This window comes from Streptomyces sp. NPDC032198, assembly GCF_040636975.1.
GTDB lineage: Bacteria > Actinomycetota > Actinomycetes > Streptomycetales > Streptomycetaceae > Streptomyces.
Genome location: NZ_JBEZVL010000003.1, coordinates 97,040 through 112,175, shown reverse-complemented (window position 1 = coordinate 112,175; position 15,136 = coordinate 97,040). Strand labels below are relative to the sequence as shown.

The 15,136-nt window shown below is 72.2% G+C and carries 15 protein-coding genes; 9 read left to right on the top strand and 6 right to left on the bottom strand.

Features of this window, described 5'->3' with window-relative positions:
• Nucleotides 1-3 precede the first annotated feature (3 nt).
• The 3 genes from AB0E78_RS08685 to AB0E78_RS08675 are packed head-to-tail and all read left to right on the top strand — an operon-like array spanning nucleotide 4 to nucleotide 2,530.
• A complete protein-coding gene (locus AB0E78_RS08685; RefSeq protein WP_361829724.1) occupies nucleotides 4-813 on the top strand; it encodes an alpha/beta hydrolase in 810 nt (269 codons plus the stop codon).
• Nucleotides 813-2,177 carry a SpoIIE family protein phosphatase gene (locus AB0E78_RS08680; protein ID WP_361829722.1) on the top strand — a complete coding sequence of 455 codons (1,365 nt, stop codon included), beginning with the start codon at nucleotides 813-815 and terminating at the stop codon, nucleotides 2,175-2,177. The genes AB0E78_RS08685 and AB0E78_RS08680 overlap by 1 nt, the downstream gene beginning before the upstream one ends.
• Nucleotides 2,174-2,530 carry an STAS domain-containing protein gene (locus AB0E78_RS08675; RefSeq protein ID WP_361829720.1) on the top strand — a complete coding sequence of 119 codons (357 nt, stop codon included), beginning with the start codon at nucleotides 2,174-2,176 and terminating at the stop codon, nucleotides 2,528-2,530. Before AB0E78_RS08680 ends, AB0E78_RS08675 begins: the two co-directional genes overlap by 4 nt.
• Here AB0E78_RS08675 and AB0E78_RS08670 read toward each other — a convergent pair.
• Nucleotides 2,487-4,436, bottom strand: coding sequence for a glycoside hydrolase (locus AB0E78_RS08670; RefSeq protein WP_361829718.1), 1,950 nt, complete (start codon nucleotides 4,434-4,436; stop codon nucleotides 2,487-2,489). The two genes, AB0E78_RS08675 and AB0E78_RS08670, sit on opposite strands and share 44 nt — an antisense overlap.
• A 283-nt stretch (nucleotides 4,437-4,719) precedes the next feature.
• On the opposite strand from AB0E78_RS08670, the gene AB0E78_RS08665 reads away from it, so the two are divergent.
• Entirely contained in the window at nucleotides 4,720-5,889 is a 1,170-nt protein-coding gene (locus tag AB0E78_RS08665; RefSeq protein WP_361830414.1) for an MFS transporter, read from the top strand.
• 88 nt (nucleotides 5,890-5,977) lie between these two features.
• Here the strand turns inward: AB0E78_RS08665 and AB0E78_RS08660 are convergent, their stop codons facing one another.
• Nucleotides 5,978-7,336 carry a hypothetical protein gene (locus tag AB0E78_RS08660; protein ID WP_361829716.1) on the bottom strand — a complete coding sequence of 453 codons (1,359 nt, stop codon included), beginning with the start codon at nucleotides 7,334-7,336 and terminating at the stop codon, nucleotides 5,978-5,980.
• Nucleotides 7,337-7,449: 113 nt separating this feature from the next.
• On the opposite strand from AB0E78_RS08660, the gene AB0E78_RS08655 reads away from it, so the two are divergent.
• The gene (locus tag AB0E78_RS08655) at nucleotides 7,450-8,721 is read left to right on the top strand and encodes a molybdopterin-dependent oxidoreductase (RefSeq protein WP_361829714.1); all 1,272 of its coding nucleotides are present in this window, start codon (nucleotides 7,450-7,452) and stop codon (nucleotides 8,719-8,721) included.
• Nucleotides 8,721-9,242 (top strand): hypothetical protein, encoded by a 522-nt coding sequence (locus AB0E78_RS08650; protein ID WP_361829713.1) that lies wholly within the window; start codon nucleotides 8,721-8,723, stop codon nucleotides 9,240-9,242. The genes AB0E78_RS08655 and AB0E78_RS08650 overlap by 1 nt, the downstream gene beginning before the upstream one ends.
• Here the strand turns inward: AB0E78_RS08650 and AB0E78_RS08645 are convergent.
• Genes AB0E78_RS08645 through AB0E78_RS08635 form a run of 3 tightly spaced genes read right to left on the bottom strand, consistent with a single transcriptional unit; the run spans nucleotide 9,185 to nucleotide 11,297 of the window.
• Nucleotides 9,185-9,877, bottom strand: a complete 693-nt coding sequence (locus AB0E78_RS08645; RefSeq protein ID WP_361829711.1) for a methyltransferase domain-containing protein — start codon at nucleotides 9,875-9,877, stop codon at nucleotides 9,185-9,187. The genes AB0E78_RS08650 and AB0E78_RS08645 overlap by 58 nt on opposite strands.
• Entirely contained in the window at nucleotides 9,874-10,539 is a 666-nt protein-coding gene (locus AB0E78_RS08640) for a DUF2064 domain-containing protein (protein ID WP_361829709.1), read from the bottom strand. The genes AB0E78_RS08645 and AB0E78_RS08640 overlap by 4 nt, the downstream gene beginning before the upstream one ends.
• Nucleotides 10,536-11,297, bottom strand: coding sequence for a glycosyltransferase family 2 protein (locus AB0E78_RS08635; protein ID WP_361829707.1), 762 nt, complete (start codon nucleotides 11,295-11,297; stop codon nucleotides 10,536-10,538). The genes AB0E78_RS08640 and AB0E78_RS08635 overlap by 4 nt, the downstream gene beginning before the upstream one ends.
• A 124-nt stretch (nucleotides 11,298-11,421) precedes the next feature.
• Here AB0E78_RS08635 and AB0E78_RS08630 point away from each other — a divergent pair, with 124 nt between their 5' ends.
• Together AB0E78_RS08630 and AB0E78_RS08625 are read left to right on the top strand one after the other, a co-directional pair.
• Nucleotides 11,422-12,273: a response regulator transcription factor gene (locus AB0E78_RS08630; protein WP_361829705.1), complete on the top strand. Its 852-nt coding sequence runs from the start codon at nucleotides 11,422-11,424 to the stop codon at nucleotides 12,271-12,273.
• 4 nt (nucleotides 12,274-12,277) lie between these two features.
• On the top strand, nucleotides 12,278-13,390 hold the full coding sequence (locus AB0E78_RS08625) for a HAMP domain-containing sensor histidine kinase (protein WP_361829704.1): 1,113 nt from the start codon (nucleotides 12,278-12,280) through the stop codon (nucleotides 13,388-13,390).
• Nucleotides 13,391-13,714: 324 nt separating this feature from the next.
• Here the strand turns inward: AB0E78_RS08625 and AB0E78_RS08620 are convergent, their stop codons facing one another.
• Nucleotides 13,715-14,764, bottom strand: coding sequence for an NAD-dependent epimerase/dehydratase family protein (locus AB0E78_RS08620; RefSeq protein WP_361829702.1), 1,050 nt, complete (start codon nucleotides 14,762-14,764; stop codon nucleotides 13,715-13,717).
• A gap of 97 nt (nucleotides 14,765-14,861) precedes the next feature.
• Here AB0E78_RS08620 and AB0E78_RS08615 point away from each other — a divergent pair, with 97 nt between their 5' ends.
• Nucleotides 14,862-15,128 (top strand): hypothetical protein, encoded by a 267-nt coding sequence (locus AB0E78_RS08615; RefSeq protein WP_361829700.1) that lies wholly within the window; start codon nucleotides 14,862-14,864, stop codon nucleotides 15,126-15,128.
• Nucleotides 15,129-15,136: the final 8 nt, after the last annotated feature.

The following is a 15,136-nucleotide window of genomic DNA, read 5'->3' as shown; positions in this document are numbered from 1 at the left end:
CGCATGGATATTCAAGCCAGGAACAATGTGACGGTCACGGGACCGGACGATCAGCCGACGGTGGTCCTGGCCCACGGATTCGGCTGTGATCAGAACATGTGGCGGCTGGCCGTGCCCGCCCTGGCGGAGCGATACCGGGTCGTGCTCTTCGACTACGTCGGCTCCGGCGGTTCGGATCTGTCCGCGTGGAGCCAGGAGCGGTACTCGTCGCTCGACGGCTACGCCCAGGACGTAGTGGACATATGTGATGAGCTGGGCCTGGAGCAGGCGGCGTTCGTCGGGCATTCGGTCAGCGCCATGGTCGGCGTGCTCGCCGCGCGGAGGGCGCCGGAGCGGATCGGGTCGCTGGTGATGGTGGCGCCCTCGCCCTGTTACGTCGACGTCGACGCCGACGGGTACCGGGGCGGCTTCACCGCGCAGGACATCGACGAGCTGCTGGCCTCGCTCGAGTCGAACTATCTGGGCTGGTCGTCCCAGATGGCCCCGGTGATCATGGGTAACCCGGAGCGGCCGGAACTGGGTCAGGAGCTGACCAACAGTTTCTGCGCCACCGACCCGGACATCGCCAGGGTCTTCGCCCGCACCACGTTCCTGTCCGACAGCCGCGAGGACCTGAAGAGCGTGACGGTGCCGACCCTGGTGCTCGAGTGCTCCCAGGACGTGATCGCACCGCGCGAGGTCGGCGCGTATGTGCACGCCGCCATTCCCTCGTCACGCCTGGTCACCCTGGATGCCACCGGGCACTGCCCCCAGTTGAGCGCGCCGGAGGCCACCAACGAGGCCATTCTCGACTTCCTCGGTGCCCGGCGTTGATGTGCCGCGCGGGCGACGAGCCCGAGCCGGCCGGGGCCGGAGAAGCCGCGGGAACGGACGCCGCGGGAACGGATGCCGCGTTCACCGCCCTGCTGGAGGACAGTGCCGAGGACCTGTACGAGTCGGCTCCCTGCGGCTACCTGTCGACGCTGATGGACGGAACCATCGCCAAGGTCAACACCACGCTGCTGAACTGGCTCGGCATGGAGCGCGAAGCAGTGGTGGGGCGGGCCCGTTTCACCGATCTCCTCACCGTCGGCGGAAAGCTGTATCACGAGACGCATTTCGCGCCGCTGCTGCGCATGCAGGGCGAGCTGCGCGGCATCGCGCTGGAGATGAAGGGCGCCGACGGGAGCCGGCTGCCGGTGATGGTGTCCTCCGTGATCAAGCACGGCGGTGAGGGTGACCCGCTGCTGATCCGCACGACTCTCTCCGATGCCTCCGACCGGCGGGCCTACGAGCAGGAACTCCTGCATCGCCGCCAAGAGGCCGAACGCGCCCGCCAGGAAGCAGAGCAGGCCCGTGCCGAGGCCGAGCGGGCGCACGCGGAGGCGGAGCAGGCGCGTCGGCAGGCCGAGGCCGACCGGCAACGGCTGGCCGACTCGCTCTCCGTGCTGCAGCAGTCCCTCGTGCCCACCTCGCTGCCCGCCGTGCCGGGACTCGAAGCCGCCGTCCACTACCACACCGCGTCTCCGGACCGGCTCGGCGGCGACTTCTACGACCTGTTCGCCCTGGGCGACGGCCGGTGGGCCTTCTTCCTCGGGGACGTGTGCGGCAAGGGCCCCCAGGCGGCTTCACTCACCTCGCTGACGCGGTACACGCTGCGGGCCGCCGCACTGCACGACCCCGAACCCGCAGCGGCCCTGACCACGCTGAACGCCGTCCTCCAGGAGCGGTACGGCGCCGGCGGCGACCCTCGCTACTGCACCGTCATCTTCGGGGTCATCCAGCCCGGCGCCGAGGACGGCGCCATCACCGTGCGCCTCGCCTCCGGTGGCCACCCGCCCGCGCTGGTCATGCGGGCCGACGGCGCCGCCGACTACCTCCCTACTCCCGGGGGGTTGCTCGTCGGCGTCCTGCCCACGGCTCGGTTCAGCACCGCGGAGACCACGCTCGCCGCCGGTGACACGCTGCTGCTGTACACCGACGGACTCACCGAGGCCCGTACCGGCTCCACCCGCCAGAGTCTCTTCGGCGACGAGGCTCTGCAGACCTTCGCCGCCGATCTCGCCCCCAGTTCGCCTCATGAGACCATCGCCGCGCTGACCGGGCTTCTGGAGAGCTTCGGTGACGGCCTGGACGATGACACCGCCCTGCTCGCACTGGGCGTCCCCGCCCACCCGGCAACGGATCAAGCGCAATGAGCCCACTGAACATCATCCACCACAGCACTGCCGCCGGACCCGTCCTGCACGTCGTCGGCGAACTCGACCACGAGCAGGCCGCCGTCCTACGGGATCAGGTCGACGGCCTCGTCCTGTCCCCGGGCCAGAGCCTGCTCATCGACCTGTCCCGCCTGGAGTTCTGCGACTCCACCGGCATCAGCGTCCTGCTCGCCGCCCGCCACCGCGCCCTGGCCGCGGATGCCGAACTGATCCTGACCGGCATTCCCGCCAACACGATGCGCATCCTGCGCATCGTCGGCCTGGACCAGGTGTTCACCATCCGCTCCGCTACTGAGCGGGGCAGAGGCGGTGAGGCTTCGGCTCGCTCTTGAGCCTGGCGTCCACGCAGCCGCCGGGCAGCGAACCGTACGCCTTCTTACCGAAGTTGGCCGTCACGGTCAGCTTCCCGCCGCCGAACTCCGAGCGCTGCACGGTCCCGTCACCGGTGAGCCGCCGGTAGCCGGTCATCCGCTCCGTACCCGCGGCCTTGTGCAGCGGTGCGAAATAGCGCTGGAGCGCTGCCATCTCCTTGCCCGTGGACCTCAGGTTCGCGTCCCCGAGCGTGAAGTTGAGCGGGGTGTTGTAGAGGGCGGACATCAACGCCCGGTCCGACTTCTGCGCCGGGAGCTTGTTGTACGGCAGTTCCCAGCGGTCGGTGTTGATGACGGAGTCGTGCAGCGCGGTCTCGTACAGGGGGACGCGGTAGCGCGGGTCGTACATCGCCTTCGACAGTGCGGACGGCAGCTCCACCTGCTTGAAGAAGACCGCCGGTGCGCCCTGCGGCGCGTAGCCGCCCCACTTCTCCTTGTCCTTCTCCAGTTTCCACAGGCCGTCCGCGACCGGCGTCTGCCCGCCGTGGTCGAAGGCGAGCACGGGGGCGGCCCAGGCGCCGGCCGACTCGGAGCCGAGGACGAACCTGTCGTCCGATGCGAGCTTGCGCATGCGCTCCAGACGGTTGGCGCGGTCCTGCTTCTTGTTCATGCGGTGGCCCTCGCTGCTGTCGGTGAACAGCTCGCCCGCCGCGTCGACATCCAGGAAGTAGCTGTCGGCGCCATTGGCCGTCATCTTCTTCGCCCGGTCGGCCAGGTAGTGCTCGGTGGGCTCGGCCTGTCGGAACGCCTGCGTGCTCAGGTAGCAGCCCCGGCCGCCGAAGCCTTCCTTGATCTCACCCTTCCAGTTCCGTACGCAGAAGTCCGGGTAGACCGAACCGGGCCACTTCGAGGAGGGGTTGTCGGCGCTCGCGGAGGGCTGGCCGTTGGCGTAGGAGTCGTACGGGCCGACCAGGTAGCCGTTTCGTTTCGCGGCCCGAACGGCGCTCTTGTCCATCGGCTGGTCGTCGGCGTCGTAGCCGAGCCAGAGCCGGGAGACGCCGAGCTTGCGCAGCTCGTTCACGCCCCCAGCCGTACGGGCCTTGCCCCAGGCGTAGGCGTGCACTGCCCCGAGCAGCCGCCCGACCTCGGGGTTCTCGTGGATCTTCTGCTTCAGCGAGCGCAGCTTGCCTCGTTCGTCGAGGTAGTCGCGGTAATTGGTCGCGGACGAGACCGGGGAGGAGTCGGTGAGGGAGAAGTGCACCGTGTAGTCGCGGGTCTGCTCGCGCCGCGAGAACTCGTGCCGTGCCGTGGAGTTGACGCGGCCGTCCTCCGACGCGAAGCCCAGGGAGGTGCCGACCTCCTCCGGCACGATGTAGCCGACGCCGTGCCCGCCCTGGGTGTAGCCCCAGGCCGGAAGGCTGAGACCGCCCGCGAGTTCGGCCTCCGAGTCCTTGAGGCCGGCCTCGCCGCTGTTCCAGAAGGTGTCGCTCACCGGAATGCGCAGGCCCTCGCCGCGGGGGATCTGAAGAGACGCGTCGGCGCCGGGCGTCGTAGTGGGCCAGGACAATTTCTGGTCGGCATCGGAGTGCACCGTCATGCGCAGCCGACCGTGCTCGCTCTTCGCCGTGACGGTGAGCTTCTTGCCGGGGTAGGACCAGTGGGCCGCACCGCCGTCCACGGTCACCGCGCCGGGCTTGCCGAGCCGCTGTCCCGCCGCGCCGGACACCGGGAGCGACGCCCCGCCCGCGGCGTGACCGGTGACGCGCAGCGACGTGGTGTCCACGCGCGCGGTGCCGCCGCGCAGGGTGAAGTCGACCGAGCCGCCGTGTACTTGGGGCACCGTGTCGGGGGCCCCGCCGCCCGACGGCGGCTCCGCCATGGCCAGATAGCCCGCCGACGCCGTGGTGGCGGTCAACACCACGGCCACGCCGATGCCATACGTACGAAAGCGGCGCCGTCGCTGCGCACCCGCGACGTCACGGTGCCCGCGCCCGTGACCGTGACCCTGCCGAGCTTCCGATATCTGACTGCTGTTGCTGTTCGCGTAGTTCACGGGGAAGAGGGTCGGGGGCGGGCGTAAGAAGTTTCTAAGAGCCGCCCGGACGCGGGCTCCCTGGCCCGTGGCGGGTTACCGGCATCTTCTGGCAGATTATCGGAAGTGCGACACAGGTTCCGGCGTCGACGATGGCGGGGTGCGAAGGAACACGTCCATCACAAGGAACACGTCCATCACTCTGTTGTCCGCCGGGCACGCCTGCGTCGACCTGTACCAGGGCGCCGTCGCGTCCCTGGTGCCGTTCTTCGTCGCCGAGCGCGCCTACAGCTATGCCGCGGTCTCGGGCATCGTGCTCGCCGCCTCCCTGCTCTCGTCAGTGGCCCAACCGGTGTTCGGCATCCTCACCGACCGTCGGACGATGCCGTGGCTGCTCCCGGTCAGCACGCTGCTGGGCGGTGTGGGCATCGCGCTGAGCGGGGTGAGCGGTTCGTATGCGCTGACCCTCTTCTTCGTGGCGGTGTCCGGGATCGGTGTGGCCGCCTATCACCCGGAGTCCGCACGGGTCGCCCGGCTCGCCGCAGGGGGAAGTCACCGGGGGATGGGCTGGTTCTCGCTCGGCGGCAACCTCGGCTTCGCGGTGGCCCCGCTCATGGTCACCGCCGTGGTCGCCGCGGGAGGGCTGCGCCTGACGCCACTGCTGGTGCTGCCCGCGCTCGTCGGCGCCGTGTTGTGCCTGCCCGTGCTGCGTGCGCTGGAGCGGCAACGGCAGGATGCCGGGGACGACAGTACGACGGCTCCGTCGGCCGGAGTGGACGACAGGGCGTCGTTCGTGAAGCTGTCGCTGGCCGTGGTGTGCCGGTCGGTCGTCTTCATCGGCCTGAGCACCTTCATCTCGCTGTTCGCCAAGGAGCGGATGGGCGGCAGTACGGCGGCGGGCACCGCCGCGCTGTTCGTGCTCTACCTCGGCGGCGCGGTGGGCTCCGTGCTCGGTGGCACGCTGGCCGACCGCTGGGACCGCGTCACCGTCGCGCGCTGGTCGTACCTGCTCACGGGCGGCTTCGTCGCGGGTGCGGTGTTCGCGCCCGGACCGGCGTTGTATCCGTGCCTGGCGCTGACCTCGGCAGGGCTGTACGTCCCGTTCTCGCTCCAGGTCACGCTCGGGCAGGACTACTTGCCCTCCCGCATCGGCACCGCGAGCGGGATCACGCTCGGTCTGACCGTCAGCATCGGTGGTCTGGTGAGCCCCCTCATCGGCAGCCTCGCCGACGCGACATCGCTGCGCACCGCGCTGGCCCCCCTGATCCTGATGCCCGCACTGAGCTGGCTGCTGTTCCGCACCCTGCCCGAACCCGCCGTGCCACAGCCCGCGGTTGCCGCCCGCTGACAGGCGCGGCCGCGTACGGCAGCAGCTCGCGCCCGGCGGAGGTCATGCCGCGCTTCCCTTGCTGGTCCTGGCGGGCAGGGGCGCGTCCTCACCACCCCGTGAACAGCAAGTGGTTCACCAGGAGCGCGAGCAGGGCCTGGGCTGTGAGCCAGTGGCGTTGGCTCGGCTTCGGCAGAAGTGCCGGGGCCGCGAGCAGGAACGTGGCGAACGGCAACCAGATGCGTTCCGTTTCCGCCTTGCTCATGCCGGAGAGGTCGGCGGCCAGCAGGGCCATGAGGGCGGTCAGGGTGAGGGTGACCAGGGCGTCCGTAGGGGTCGTTCGGCCGGTGCGCAGGCGTCGGGCCGCGCCGGGCGTCGATGCGATCGCCCTGCGCAGGCCCGCGACCGTCGCGAGGCCGACGACCAGGACCGTGCAGGCGAGGTTGGCCCACACGAAGTAGCCGTACGGCCTGATGCCGCCCGCCCCCTGGTAGTAGCGCTCGACCAGCAGGTGGTACGCCTCCCACCAGTCGAAGCCCACCAGCGTGAAGGCCAGGGGGGCCACGGCTGCTCCTGCGAGGAAGAGGGGGAGCGGGCGCGCGGTACGGCTGAGCAGCAGGACCGCCGCGGCGACGACGGCGAACAGGGGCAGCCCGTACGAGAGGTAGCAGGTGAGGCCGAACAGCAGGCCGGAGCCGAGTGCCGCAGCGGCGGGGAAGCGGACCGTGCGGGTCGCGGCCAGCGCGAGCAGGGCGATCATCCAGGCCGTCACGGCGGCGAAGTAGCCGTCGGCGGAGGTGCCGACCCAGACCGCGGCCGGGGCCAGCACGAGGAAGGGCGCCGCCCGGCGGGCGGTCGCCTCGTCGGCCAGTGCCCGCAGAGTGATCAGGACGGCCAGTACGGCCGTGCTGCCCGCCGTGATGCAGAACGCCCCGGCCCAGGCGCCGCCCCCGAGGCCGACGCGGTCCAGCAGGACGAACGTGAGGGTGGCGGCGGGCGGATGGCCCGCGGTGTGGGCGGGCCAGTGGTCGGGGGAGTCGATGAGGATGTGCCGGGTGAAGTCCCGCAGCGTCGCCGGGATCTCCTCGAAACGGTCGATGACCTGGAGGTATTCGTACTTGGTGGTGAGTCGCTCGGCCACGCCCCGGTGCCGGCCGTCGATCAGCGCGAGCGACCAGATCCAGGCCATGGAAGCGGCCCAGGCGGTGGGCAGGAGCGTCCGCCAGGAGAGCCGGGCGGCGAGGGCGGGGGCGTAGGCGATCACCGCGGCGGCGAGCGCGAGCGCGGCGGGTGTGCCGGGCCCGAGGTGCGGGTCCCACCGGGCGTACAGGGGCGGCCAGTTGAGGTGCAGTGTGCCGTCCGCGTCTTCGATGGACGTGCCGACGACGACGGCCGCGGTGACGAGTAGCGCCGCGATCCCGGCAGCGGCCAGGTCCCGGCGGCGTCCGGTGCGCTCTGTGGTGCTCACCTCTGCACCGTAGGCGCAGGTGGCGCAGGTGAACGGGCTCCTGGGGGCGACGTCAGCGTTTCGTCATGAGTCGTGGACCCACCGGGGCACAGGGTCCGGCATACGGTCGGTTCATGCCCCCCGCACCACGCGTCACCTCTCCCGCCGACCCCGGTTTCTGGCGCAGCCCGCTGCGCGGGCCGTGGCTCACCTCGGTTCTCGGCGTCGTCCTGCTGTTCGGCGTCACCGTGCTGTTCGTGACCGGCCTGCTGTCGTACGCGGCGTACAACCCGAACCTGTCGTCCCTCAACGACAAGACACCCGACAAGGGTCTCCTCGGCTTCTACCTCTTCGACTGGCCGACCGACCCGCACTGGCTCTACCGGCTCAACCAGGGCCTGCACGTCACGCTCGGCATCACGCTGATCCCGGTGCTGCTCGCGAAGCTGTGGTCGGTGATCCCGAAGCTCTTCGCGCTGCCCCCGGCGCGGTCGGTGGGGCACGCGCTCGAGCGGCTGTCGCTGCTCCTGCTGGTCGGCGGCGCGCTGTTCGAGTTCGTCACCGGCGTCCTCAACGTCCAGCTGGAGTACCTCTTCCCCGGGTCGTTCTATCCGCTGCACTTCTACGGCGCCTGGGTGTTCTTCGGCGCGTTCGTGGCCCACGTCGTGCTGCGGATGCCCCAGGTCGTACGCGTTCTGCGCGAGCAGGGGTGGCGCGAGCGGCTGCGGGATCCGCGCCCCGAGCCGGCCGACGAGACGGGGCTGGTGGCGCCCCGCCCCGCCGGGTCGACGGTGTCGCGGCGGGGAGCGCTCGGCATGGTCGGTGCGGGCTCCGCCCTGCTGTTCGTGACGACGGCGGGGCAGACCGTGGACGGGCCCCTGCGCCGCACGGCCCTGTTCGCCCCGCACGGCGGCGGCGATCCGGGAAGCGGGCCGAACGGCTTCCAGATCAACAAGACGGCCGCGAAGGTCGGCATCGAGCGGCGCGACACGGGCGAGGTGTGGCGTCTCGTCGTCGGCGGACCACGGGGAGAGGTCAAGCTCTCCCGGAGTGATCTGCTCCAACTCCCATTGCACAGCGCCGCGTTGCCCATCGCCTGCGTGGAGGGCTGGTCGACGTCGGACCAGTGGTGGCGCGGCGTGCGGCTGCGTGACCTCGCGGCGCTCGCGGGGTTCGACGAGGACCCTCCGGGCGTGCTCGTGGAGTCCCTGCAACGGCATGGGGCCTTCCGCAAGGCCGCGCTGCGCGACAACCAGGTCCGCGACCCGCGCTCCCTCCTCGCGCTGCACGTCAACGGCGAGGATCTGTCGCCGGACCACGGCTATCCGGCGCGGATCATCGTCCCGGCCGCGCCCGGCGTGCTCAACACCAAATGGGTGTCCCGTCTGACCTTCGGGGAGCTGTGATGACCGGTCGCACGCAACGATTCCGGCTCACGGGCCGGCTCCAGTTCACGGACCGGCTTCGGCGGTGGTACGGCGAGGGCCCGCTGCAACTCCTCGTGCTGCTGGCCTCGTTCGCCCTCGCGGGGTACGCGGGAGTGCGCCTCCTGGACGGCGACTGGCTGCTGATCGCCGTCTGGTTCGTCGGGGCGGCGCTGGTGCACGATCTGCTGTTCGTGCCCGCGTACGCACTCGCCGACCGGGCCCTGCGGGCCGCCGCGGGGCGCGGGGAGCGCGGGGAGTGGGTCAACTTCGTACGCGTCCCGGCTTTCCTGTCCGGGCTGCTGTTGCTGGTGTGGTTCCCGCTCATCACCGGGCAGGTGGAGCGGTACGGGTCCTCCACCGGGCTGCCCGCGGGCGTCTATCCGGTGCGCTGGCTGATCGTCACGGCCGTGCTGTTCGCGGGAGCCGCGCTGTGCCGGGTGCTTCAGGTGCGGCGCACGCGGCGCAGCGCCAGGAAGGCGCGGCCCGAGGTGGTCCACTGACCGTCCGGGCTCCAGCCGAGCGGACGGGCGTGGCGCAGCAGGGCGGGGGTGCCGACACGGGCCCAGGGGAACACCTCGCCCGGTGTGCCGCGCCCGTCGTCGACGTGTACGTCCACCCGCTCGTCGACGTCCATCGGCGCGGTCTCGGCGATCAACAGGCCTGACGGCGCCAGGAGTTGAGCGACACGTCTGAGCAGCGCGGTGGGGTCGCCGCCGATCCCCACATTGCCGTCGATGAGCAGGGCCGTCCCCCAGCGCCCTTCGCCGGGGAGCGCGTCGAAGACGGAACGGAGCAGCGCGGTGCCTCCGAGCCGGATTGTGTGGTCGACGGCGGCCTGGCTGACGTCGACGCCCAGGGCGCGGTGGCCCCGGGCAGCCGCCTCGGCCACCAGGCGGCCGGGGCCGCAGCCGATGTCGAGGACGCTGCCCTCGCAGCGGCGCAGCGCGGAGAGGTCCGCCGCGTCGGCGCTCGCGCACCACCGCTCGACGTCGAGGGGCAGCAGCCAGCCGTCGCTGCGGCGCAGGAACAAGGGGCCGTGGCCGTTGCGCAGGGCGTTCGTGTACGGATCCGCGTGCCAGGGCGCGGCCACGGGGGCCGTCGTGCGAAGGCCGGTGTCCGGCGCTGCCGTGCTCATCGGCCACCGCCCGCGCCCGGGTGTCCTGCTTCCGTCGCGAGGCGGGCGAGCGCGCCCGCGAACCGGCTGCCCGGCGCGGCGGCGGCCACCTCCCCGGCGTCCTCGGCCGTGTCGACGTCGCGCAGCGGGGGCAGCTCGCGCACCCGCAGCCCGGCGCCGGTGAGCCGGGCCCGTTGCAGGGCGCCGGTGTCCGGCCGCGACATGGGGACACCGCGCAGCAGCCGCGGATCGGGCTCGGCGAGGCCGAGCGCCCAGAATCCGCCGTCGAGGGCAGGGCCGAACCAGGCGTCGCAGTCCTGCCAGGCGTCGGGGCCGAGCGCGGGGGCGAGCAGACCAGGGGTGATCTGCGGGGTGTCCATGCCGACCAGGAGGGCCGGCCCGGTACAGCCGGCGAACGCCGCGGCGAGCCGTTCGTCCAGGCCGCCCGCGCACTGGGGGACCACCTCGATCCCGGCGGGCAGCCAGGGCCCCGGCCGCCCGTCGAGCACCAGGACGCGGCGGCGGGCGGGCGCGGCGAGCACGGCGGCGAGGGTGTCGGCGAGCGAGGCGGCGGCCAGTTCGGCGGCCTCCTCGGGGGAGTAGGGCGGCGTGAGGCGGGTCTTCACCCGGCCCGGCAGCGGCTCCTTGGCGATGACGAGCAGGGTCGTGTCAGAGGTGGTCACAGCGCACCGCCCGACACGCGCCGCGCGCCGTCGGCGGAGTGCGCCCGCGGTGGTTCCGCGAGCACCGCCCGCATGTCGCGCACCGCGTGCCACGTCCCCCGCCACGTTCCCGTGACCTTCGACTTGCCCTCGCGCGGCAGGTACGGAACGTCGCGCTCCTCGATCCGCCAGCCGGAGTCGGCCGCCCGTACGACCATCTGCAGCGGGTATCCGCTGCGCCGGTCGGTCAACCCGAGCCCGAGCAGGCCCTCGCGCCGCATCGCCCGCATCGGGCCCAGGTCGTGCAGTCGTACGCCGGTACGCCGCCGCAGCATCCGGGCGAGCGCCAGATTGCCCGCCCGCGCGTGCGGCGGCCAGGCGCCGCGTCCCCGCGGGCGCCGCCGTCCGACGACCAGATCGGCCTCTCCGTCCGTCACCCTGCGTACGAAGGTCCGCAGCAGCCCCGGGTCGAGGGAGGCGTCGCAGTCGCAGAAGCACACCACGTCCGCGTCGGACGCCATGAGGCCCGCGTGGCAGGCGGCCCCGAAGCCGCGCCGCGGCTCGTGCACGACGGTGGCGCCCAGGGCGCGGGCGATGTCCGCCGAACCGTCGGTGGAGCCGTTGTCGACGACCAGGGCCCGCCAGCCCGGGGGAATGCGCTCCAGGACCCAGGGCAGCGCCGCGGCCTCGTCGAGGCAGGGCAGGACGACGTCGACCCGGACGGCACGAGCAGCAGAAGCCTCGGGTGCGTCGGGTTCTACGGAGGGGGAGGGCGTCATGTGACTCACCCTATGAATCCGAACCGGACATATTGGACTTGAGGTTCTTACGAAACAGGGACGTCGGCAACCGGAAGCAGGTCTGACCGGCGGGTATCCGCGTGGCAGGTGCGAGGCTTGCCGTATGCAGCCACCACCGCAGGACCGTCCGCCCGCCGGGCCCACGACGACCGGCCCGCTCCGGGTGCTCGTCGTGGACGACGACCCGACGGTCGCCGAGGTCGTCGCGGGCTACCTGGAGCGCGGCGGCTACACGGTCGACCGCGCCGAGGACGGCCCCGGCGCGCTGGAGCGCGCCGCGGCGTTCCGGCCCGACCTCGTCGTCCTCGACCTGATGCTGCCCGGCATGGACGGCCTCGAGGTGTGCCGCCGGCTGCGCGCCACGGGTCCCGTGCCCGTCATCATGCTCACCGCCCGCGGTGACGAGGACGACCGGATCCTGGGCCTGGAAGTCGGCGCCGACGACTACGTCACCAAGCCGTTCAGCCCGCGCGAGCTGGTCCTGCGGGTGGAGTCGGTGCTGCGGCGCAGCAACGCCGCACGCGCTCCCGAGGGGGTCGCCACGCTGGCCGCCGCGGGCCTGCGGGTGGACCCGGCGGCGCGCCGCGCGACGCGGAACGGCGCGGAACTCGCCCTCACGCTGCGGGAGTTCGACCTCCTCACCTTCCTGCTGCGCCATCCGGGCCAGGCCTTCGGGCGGGAAGAACTGATGCGGGAAGTGTGGGGCTGGGAGTTCGGCGACCTGTCCACGGTCACGGTTCATGTCCGCAGGCTGCGCGGCAAGGTCGAGGACGACCCGGCCAGGCCGCGGCTCATTCAGACGGTGTGGGGTTTGGGGTACCGCCTCGACGTACCGGCAGGTGACGCCACGGACGCCACCAACCCCACCGACTCCACCGCGCGGCGCCCGCCCGCCCCTCACGATCTCCGCGACCCGCAGGGCGACCCAGTACCGCCGTCCCGAGCCGAAGGCTGACGCCATGCAGGACATCCTCGTCATCGCCCTCTTCGCCTTCCTGGGGGCCGCGAGCGCCGGGCTGCTCGGCGCCCTGACGCTGCGCCTGCTGCGGCACCGCTCGGTCGTCGTGGCGATGACCGTCGTGGCGGCCGTCGCGGTGCTCGCGATGCTCGCCGGGACGCTCGCGGTGGCCTGGGAGATGTTCCTCTCGCCGCACGACCTGACCGTGGTCACCATCGTCGTGGCGATGGCCGCCGTGGTCTCGCTCGCCACCGCGCTGCTGCTCGGCCGCTGGGTGGTGGCTCGCAGCAACGCCCTCACCCTGGCGGCCCGTTCCTTCGGTGACGGCGGCAGCTTCGCGGCCCCGCCCGAGCCCGTGAGCGCCGAACTTGCAGCCCTCACAAGGGAGTTGGAGTCGACCAGCGCCAAGCTCGCCGAATCCAGGGAGCGCGAGCGGGCCCTGGAACGCTCCCGGCGCGAACTGGTCGCCTGGATCTCGCACGACCTGCGCACCCCGCTGGCCGGACTGCGGGCCATGTCCGAGGCGCTGGAGGACGGCGTGGCCGCCGAACCGGACCGCTATCTGCGCCAGATCCGGACCGAGGTCGAACGCCTCAACTCCATGGTCGGTGACCTCTTCGAGCTGTCCCGCATCCATGCCGGCGCGCTGGCACTCTCACCGGCGCGCATCTCTGTCTACGACCTGGTCGGTGACGCGCTCGCGGGCGTCGATCCGCTGGCCCGCGAGCACCGCGTGCATCTTGTCGGAGACAGCGTCGAGGCCGTCCCCGTGGAGGTCGACAGCAAGGAGATGAGCCGCGTCCTGGGCAACCTCCTGATCAACGCGATCCGCCGTACGCCGGCCGACGGAACCGTCGCGGTGGCCGCGGAGCGCTCCCCGGACGGCGTCGTCCTGTCCGTGACCGACGGCTGCGGCGGCATCCCCGAGGAGGACCTGTCCCGCGTCTTCGACACCGGCTGGCGCGGCAGCCAGTCCCGCACACCCCCGGCGGGCGCGGGCCTCGGCCTCGCGATCGTGCGAGGCATCGTCGAGGCCCACCAGGGCCGCGCGGTCGTACGCAACGTGGCGGGCGGCTGCCGCTTCGAGGTCACGCTGCCGACGGCACCGGCCTGACCGCTGGACCGGTCTTTGGGCCGGGCTACCCGCAGAGCGGCATCTTCGCGAGGGAAGCCGTCCTTCGTGGCGTGGTGGGGATCACCGGGCCCGGGCGGTCGTGCGTGACGTGGTGGGCGGTTGGAGGGTCCGCTGGCCGAGGGCACCGGCTTGATGCCTGGAGCGGCCCGGGCCGGGCTGTCCCCGTAGTGGCGTCCTGGTGAAGGGAGCCGTCCTTCGTGGTGTCGTCGGGGCTCACCGGGGCCGGGTGGCCGGGCGCAATGTGGTTGCCGACCCGCGGTCACGCTGCTGACGGCACCGGCGTAGTAACGGCAGTCCGCGGGGCTACCCCCGTAGCGGTGCCTTCGCGAATGAAGTCATTCCCTCGGTGAAGTCCACCTCGGGCCGCCACCCCAGCTCCGTCCGTAGCCGGGCCGAGTCCGCCGTGACGTGGCGGACGTCGCCGAGGCGGTACTCGCCCGTCACCGCCGGGGCCGGGCCGCCGAACGCCCGCGCCAGCTCGTGGGCCATCTCGCCGACGGTGTGCGGCTCCCCGCTGCCGGTGTTGTACGCCGTGAACGCCCCCGCGGCCCGCTCGCACACCGCTTCCAGCGCCAGCGCATTGGCCGCCGCCACGTCCCGTACGTGCACGAAGTCCCGCCGCTGGCGGCCGTCCTCGAAGACCTGGGGCGCCTCGCCACGCTCCAGCGAGGAACGGAAGAACGAGGCCACACCGGCGTACGGGGTGTCGCGGGGCATGCCGGGTCCGTACACGTTGTGGTAGCGCAGGGACACCGCGCGGCCACCGGTGGCACGCCCCCACGCGGCGGCCAGATGTTCCTGGGCCAGCTTGGTCGAGGCGTACACGTTGCGCGGATCGGCGGGCGCGTCCTCACCCACCAGGCCGGGCCTCAACTCGGCCCCGCAGTCCGGGCAGAGGGGCTCGAAACGCCCGGCGTCCAGATCCGCCGCCGCGCGCGGCCCCGGCCGGACCACCCCGTGCCGGGAGCACTCGTACCGCCCTTCCCCGTACACCACCATCGACCCGGCGAGCACCAGTTCACGCACCCCCGCCCCGGCCATCTCGGCGAGCAGGACGGCCGTGCCCAGGTCGTTGCACCCGACGTACTCGGGGGCGTCCGCGAAGTCCTTGCCGAGGCCCACCATCGCCGCCTGGTGACAGACCGCGTCCACCCCGCGCAGCGCGTCCCGCACCGCGTCGCGGTCCCGGACGTCGGCGACGGTCCACCGCTGTCCGTCGGGTGGCCGCGGCGGATCGGTATGGGCGGACGGCAGCAGGGCGTCGTACACCACCACCTCGTGACCGCGATCGGTGAGGGCTTCGACCACGTGCGATCCGATGAATCCGGCGCCGCCGGTGACAAGTACGCGCATGCGGCCCACGCTAGGCGCCCTGAGCAGGGGTGACGGCCATCGACGTGGCTTCGTCACGGGTCCGTAAGAACCGCTGGACCGAGCCTCGCGGAGCGGGGTGTCGGCGGTGGTCGTGGACTGGGCGGACGTGCCGTTCCTGACCCTGGCCGGAGTGGCCGTGCTGGAGGACTTCCGGGAGGGGAGGGGGCGCTCGAACGCGGGGTCCAGATCCGCCTGGTGGCCTCGCACAGAGTGCCGCGCGGTGCTGCGCATCGTGGGGCTGGACGACGTGCTGGCGATCCACGACACCGTGGAGCAGGCGCTGGCCGGCGGCAAGGCCTCTGGTGAGGGACGGGGTCGGCCCGAGATCGGGAAGACCTCCTGATGCCGGGG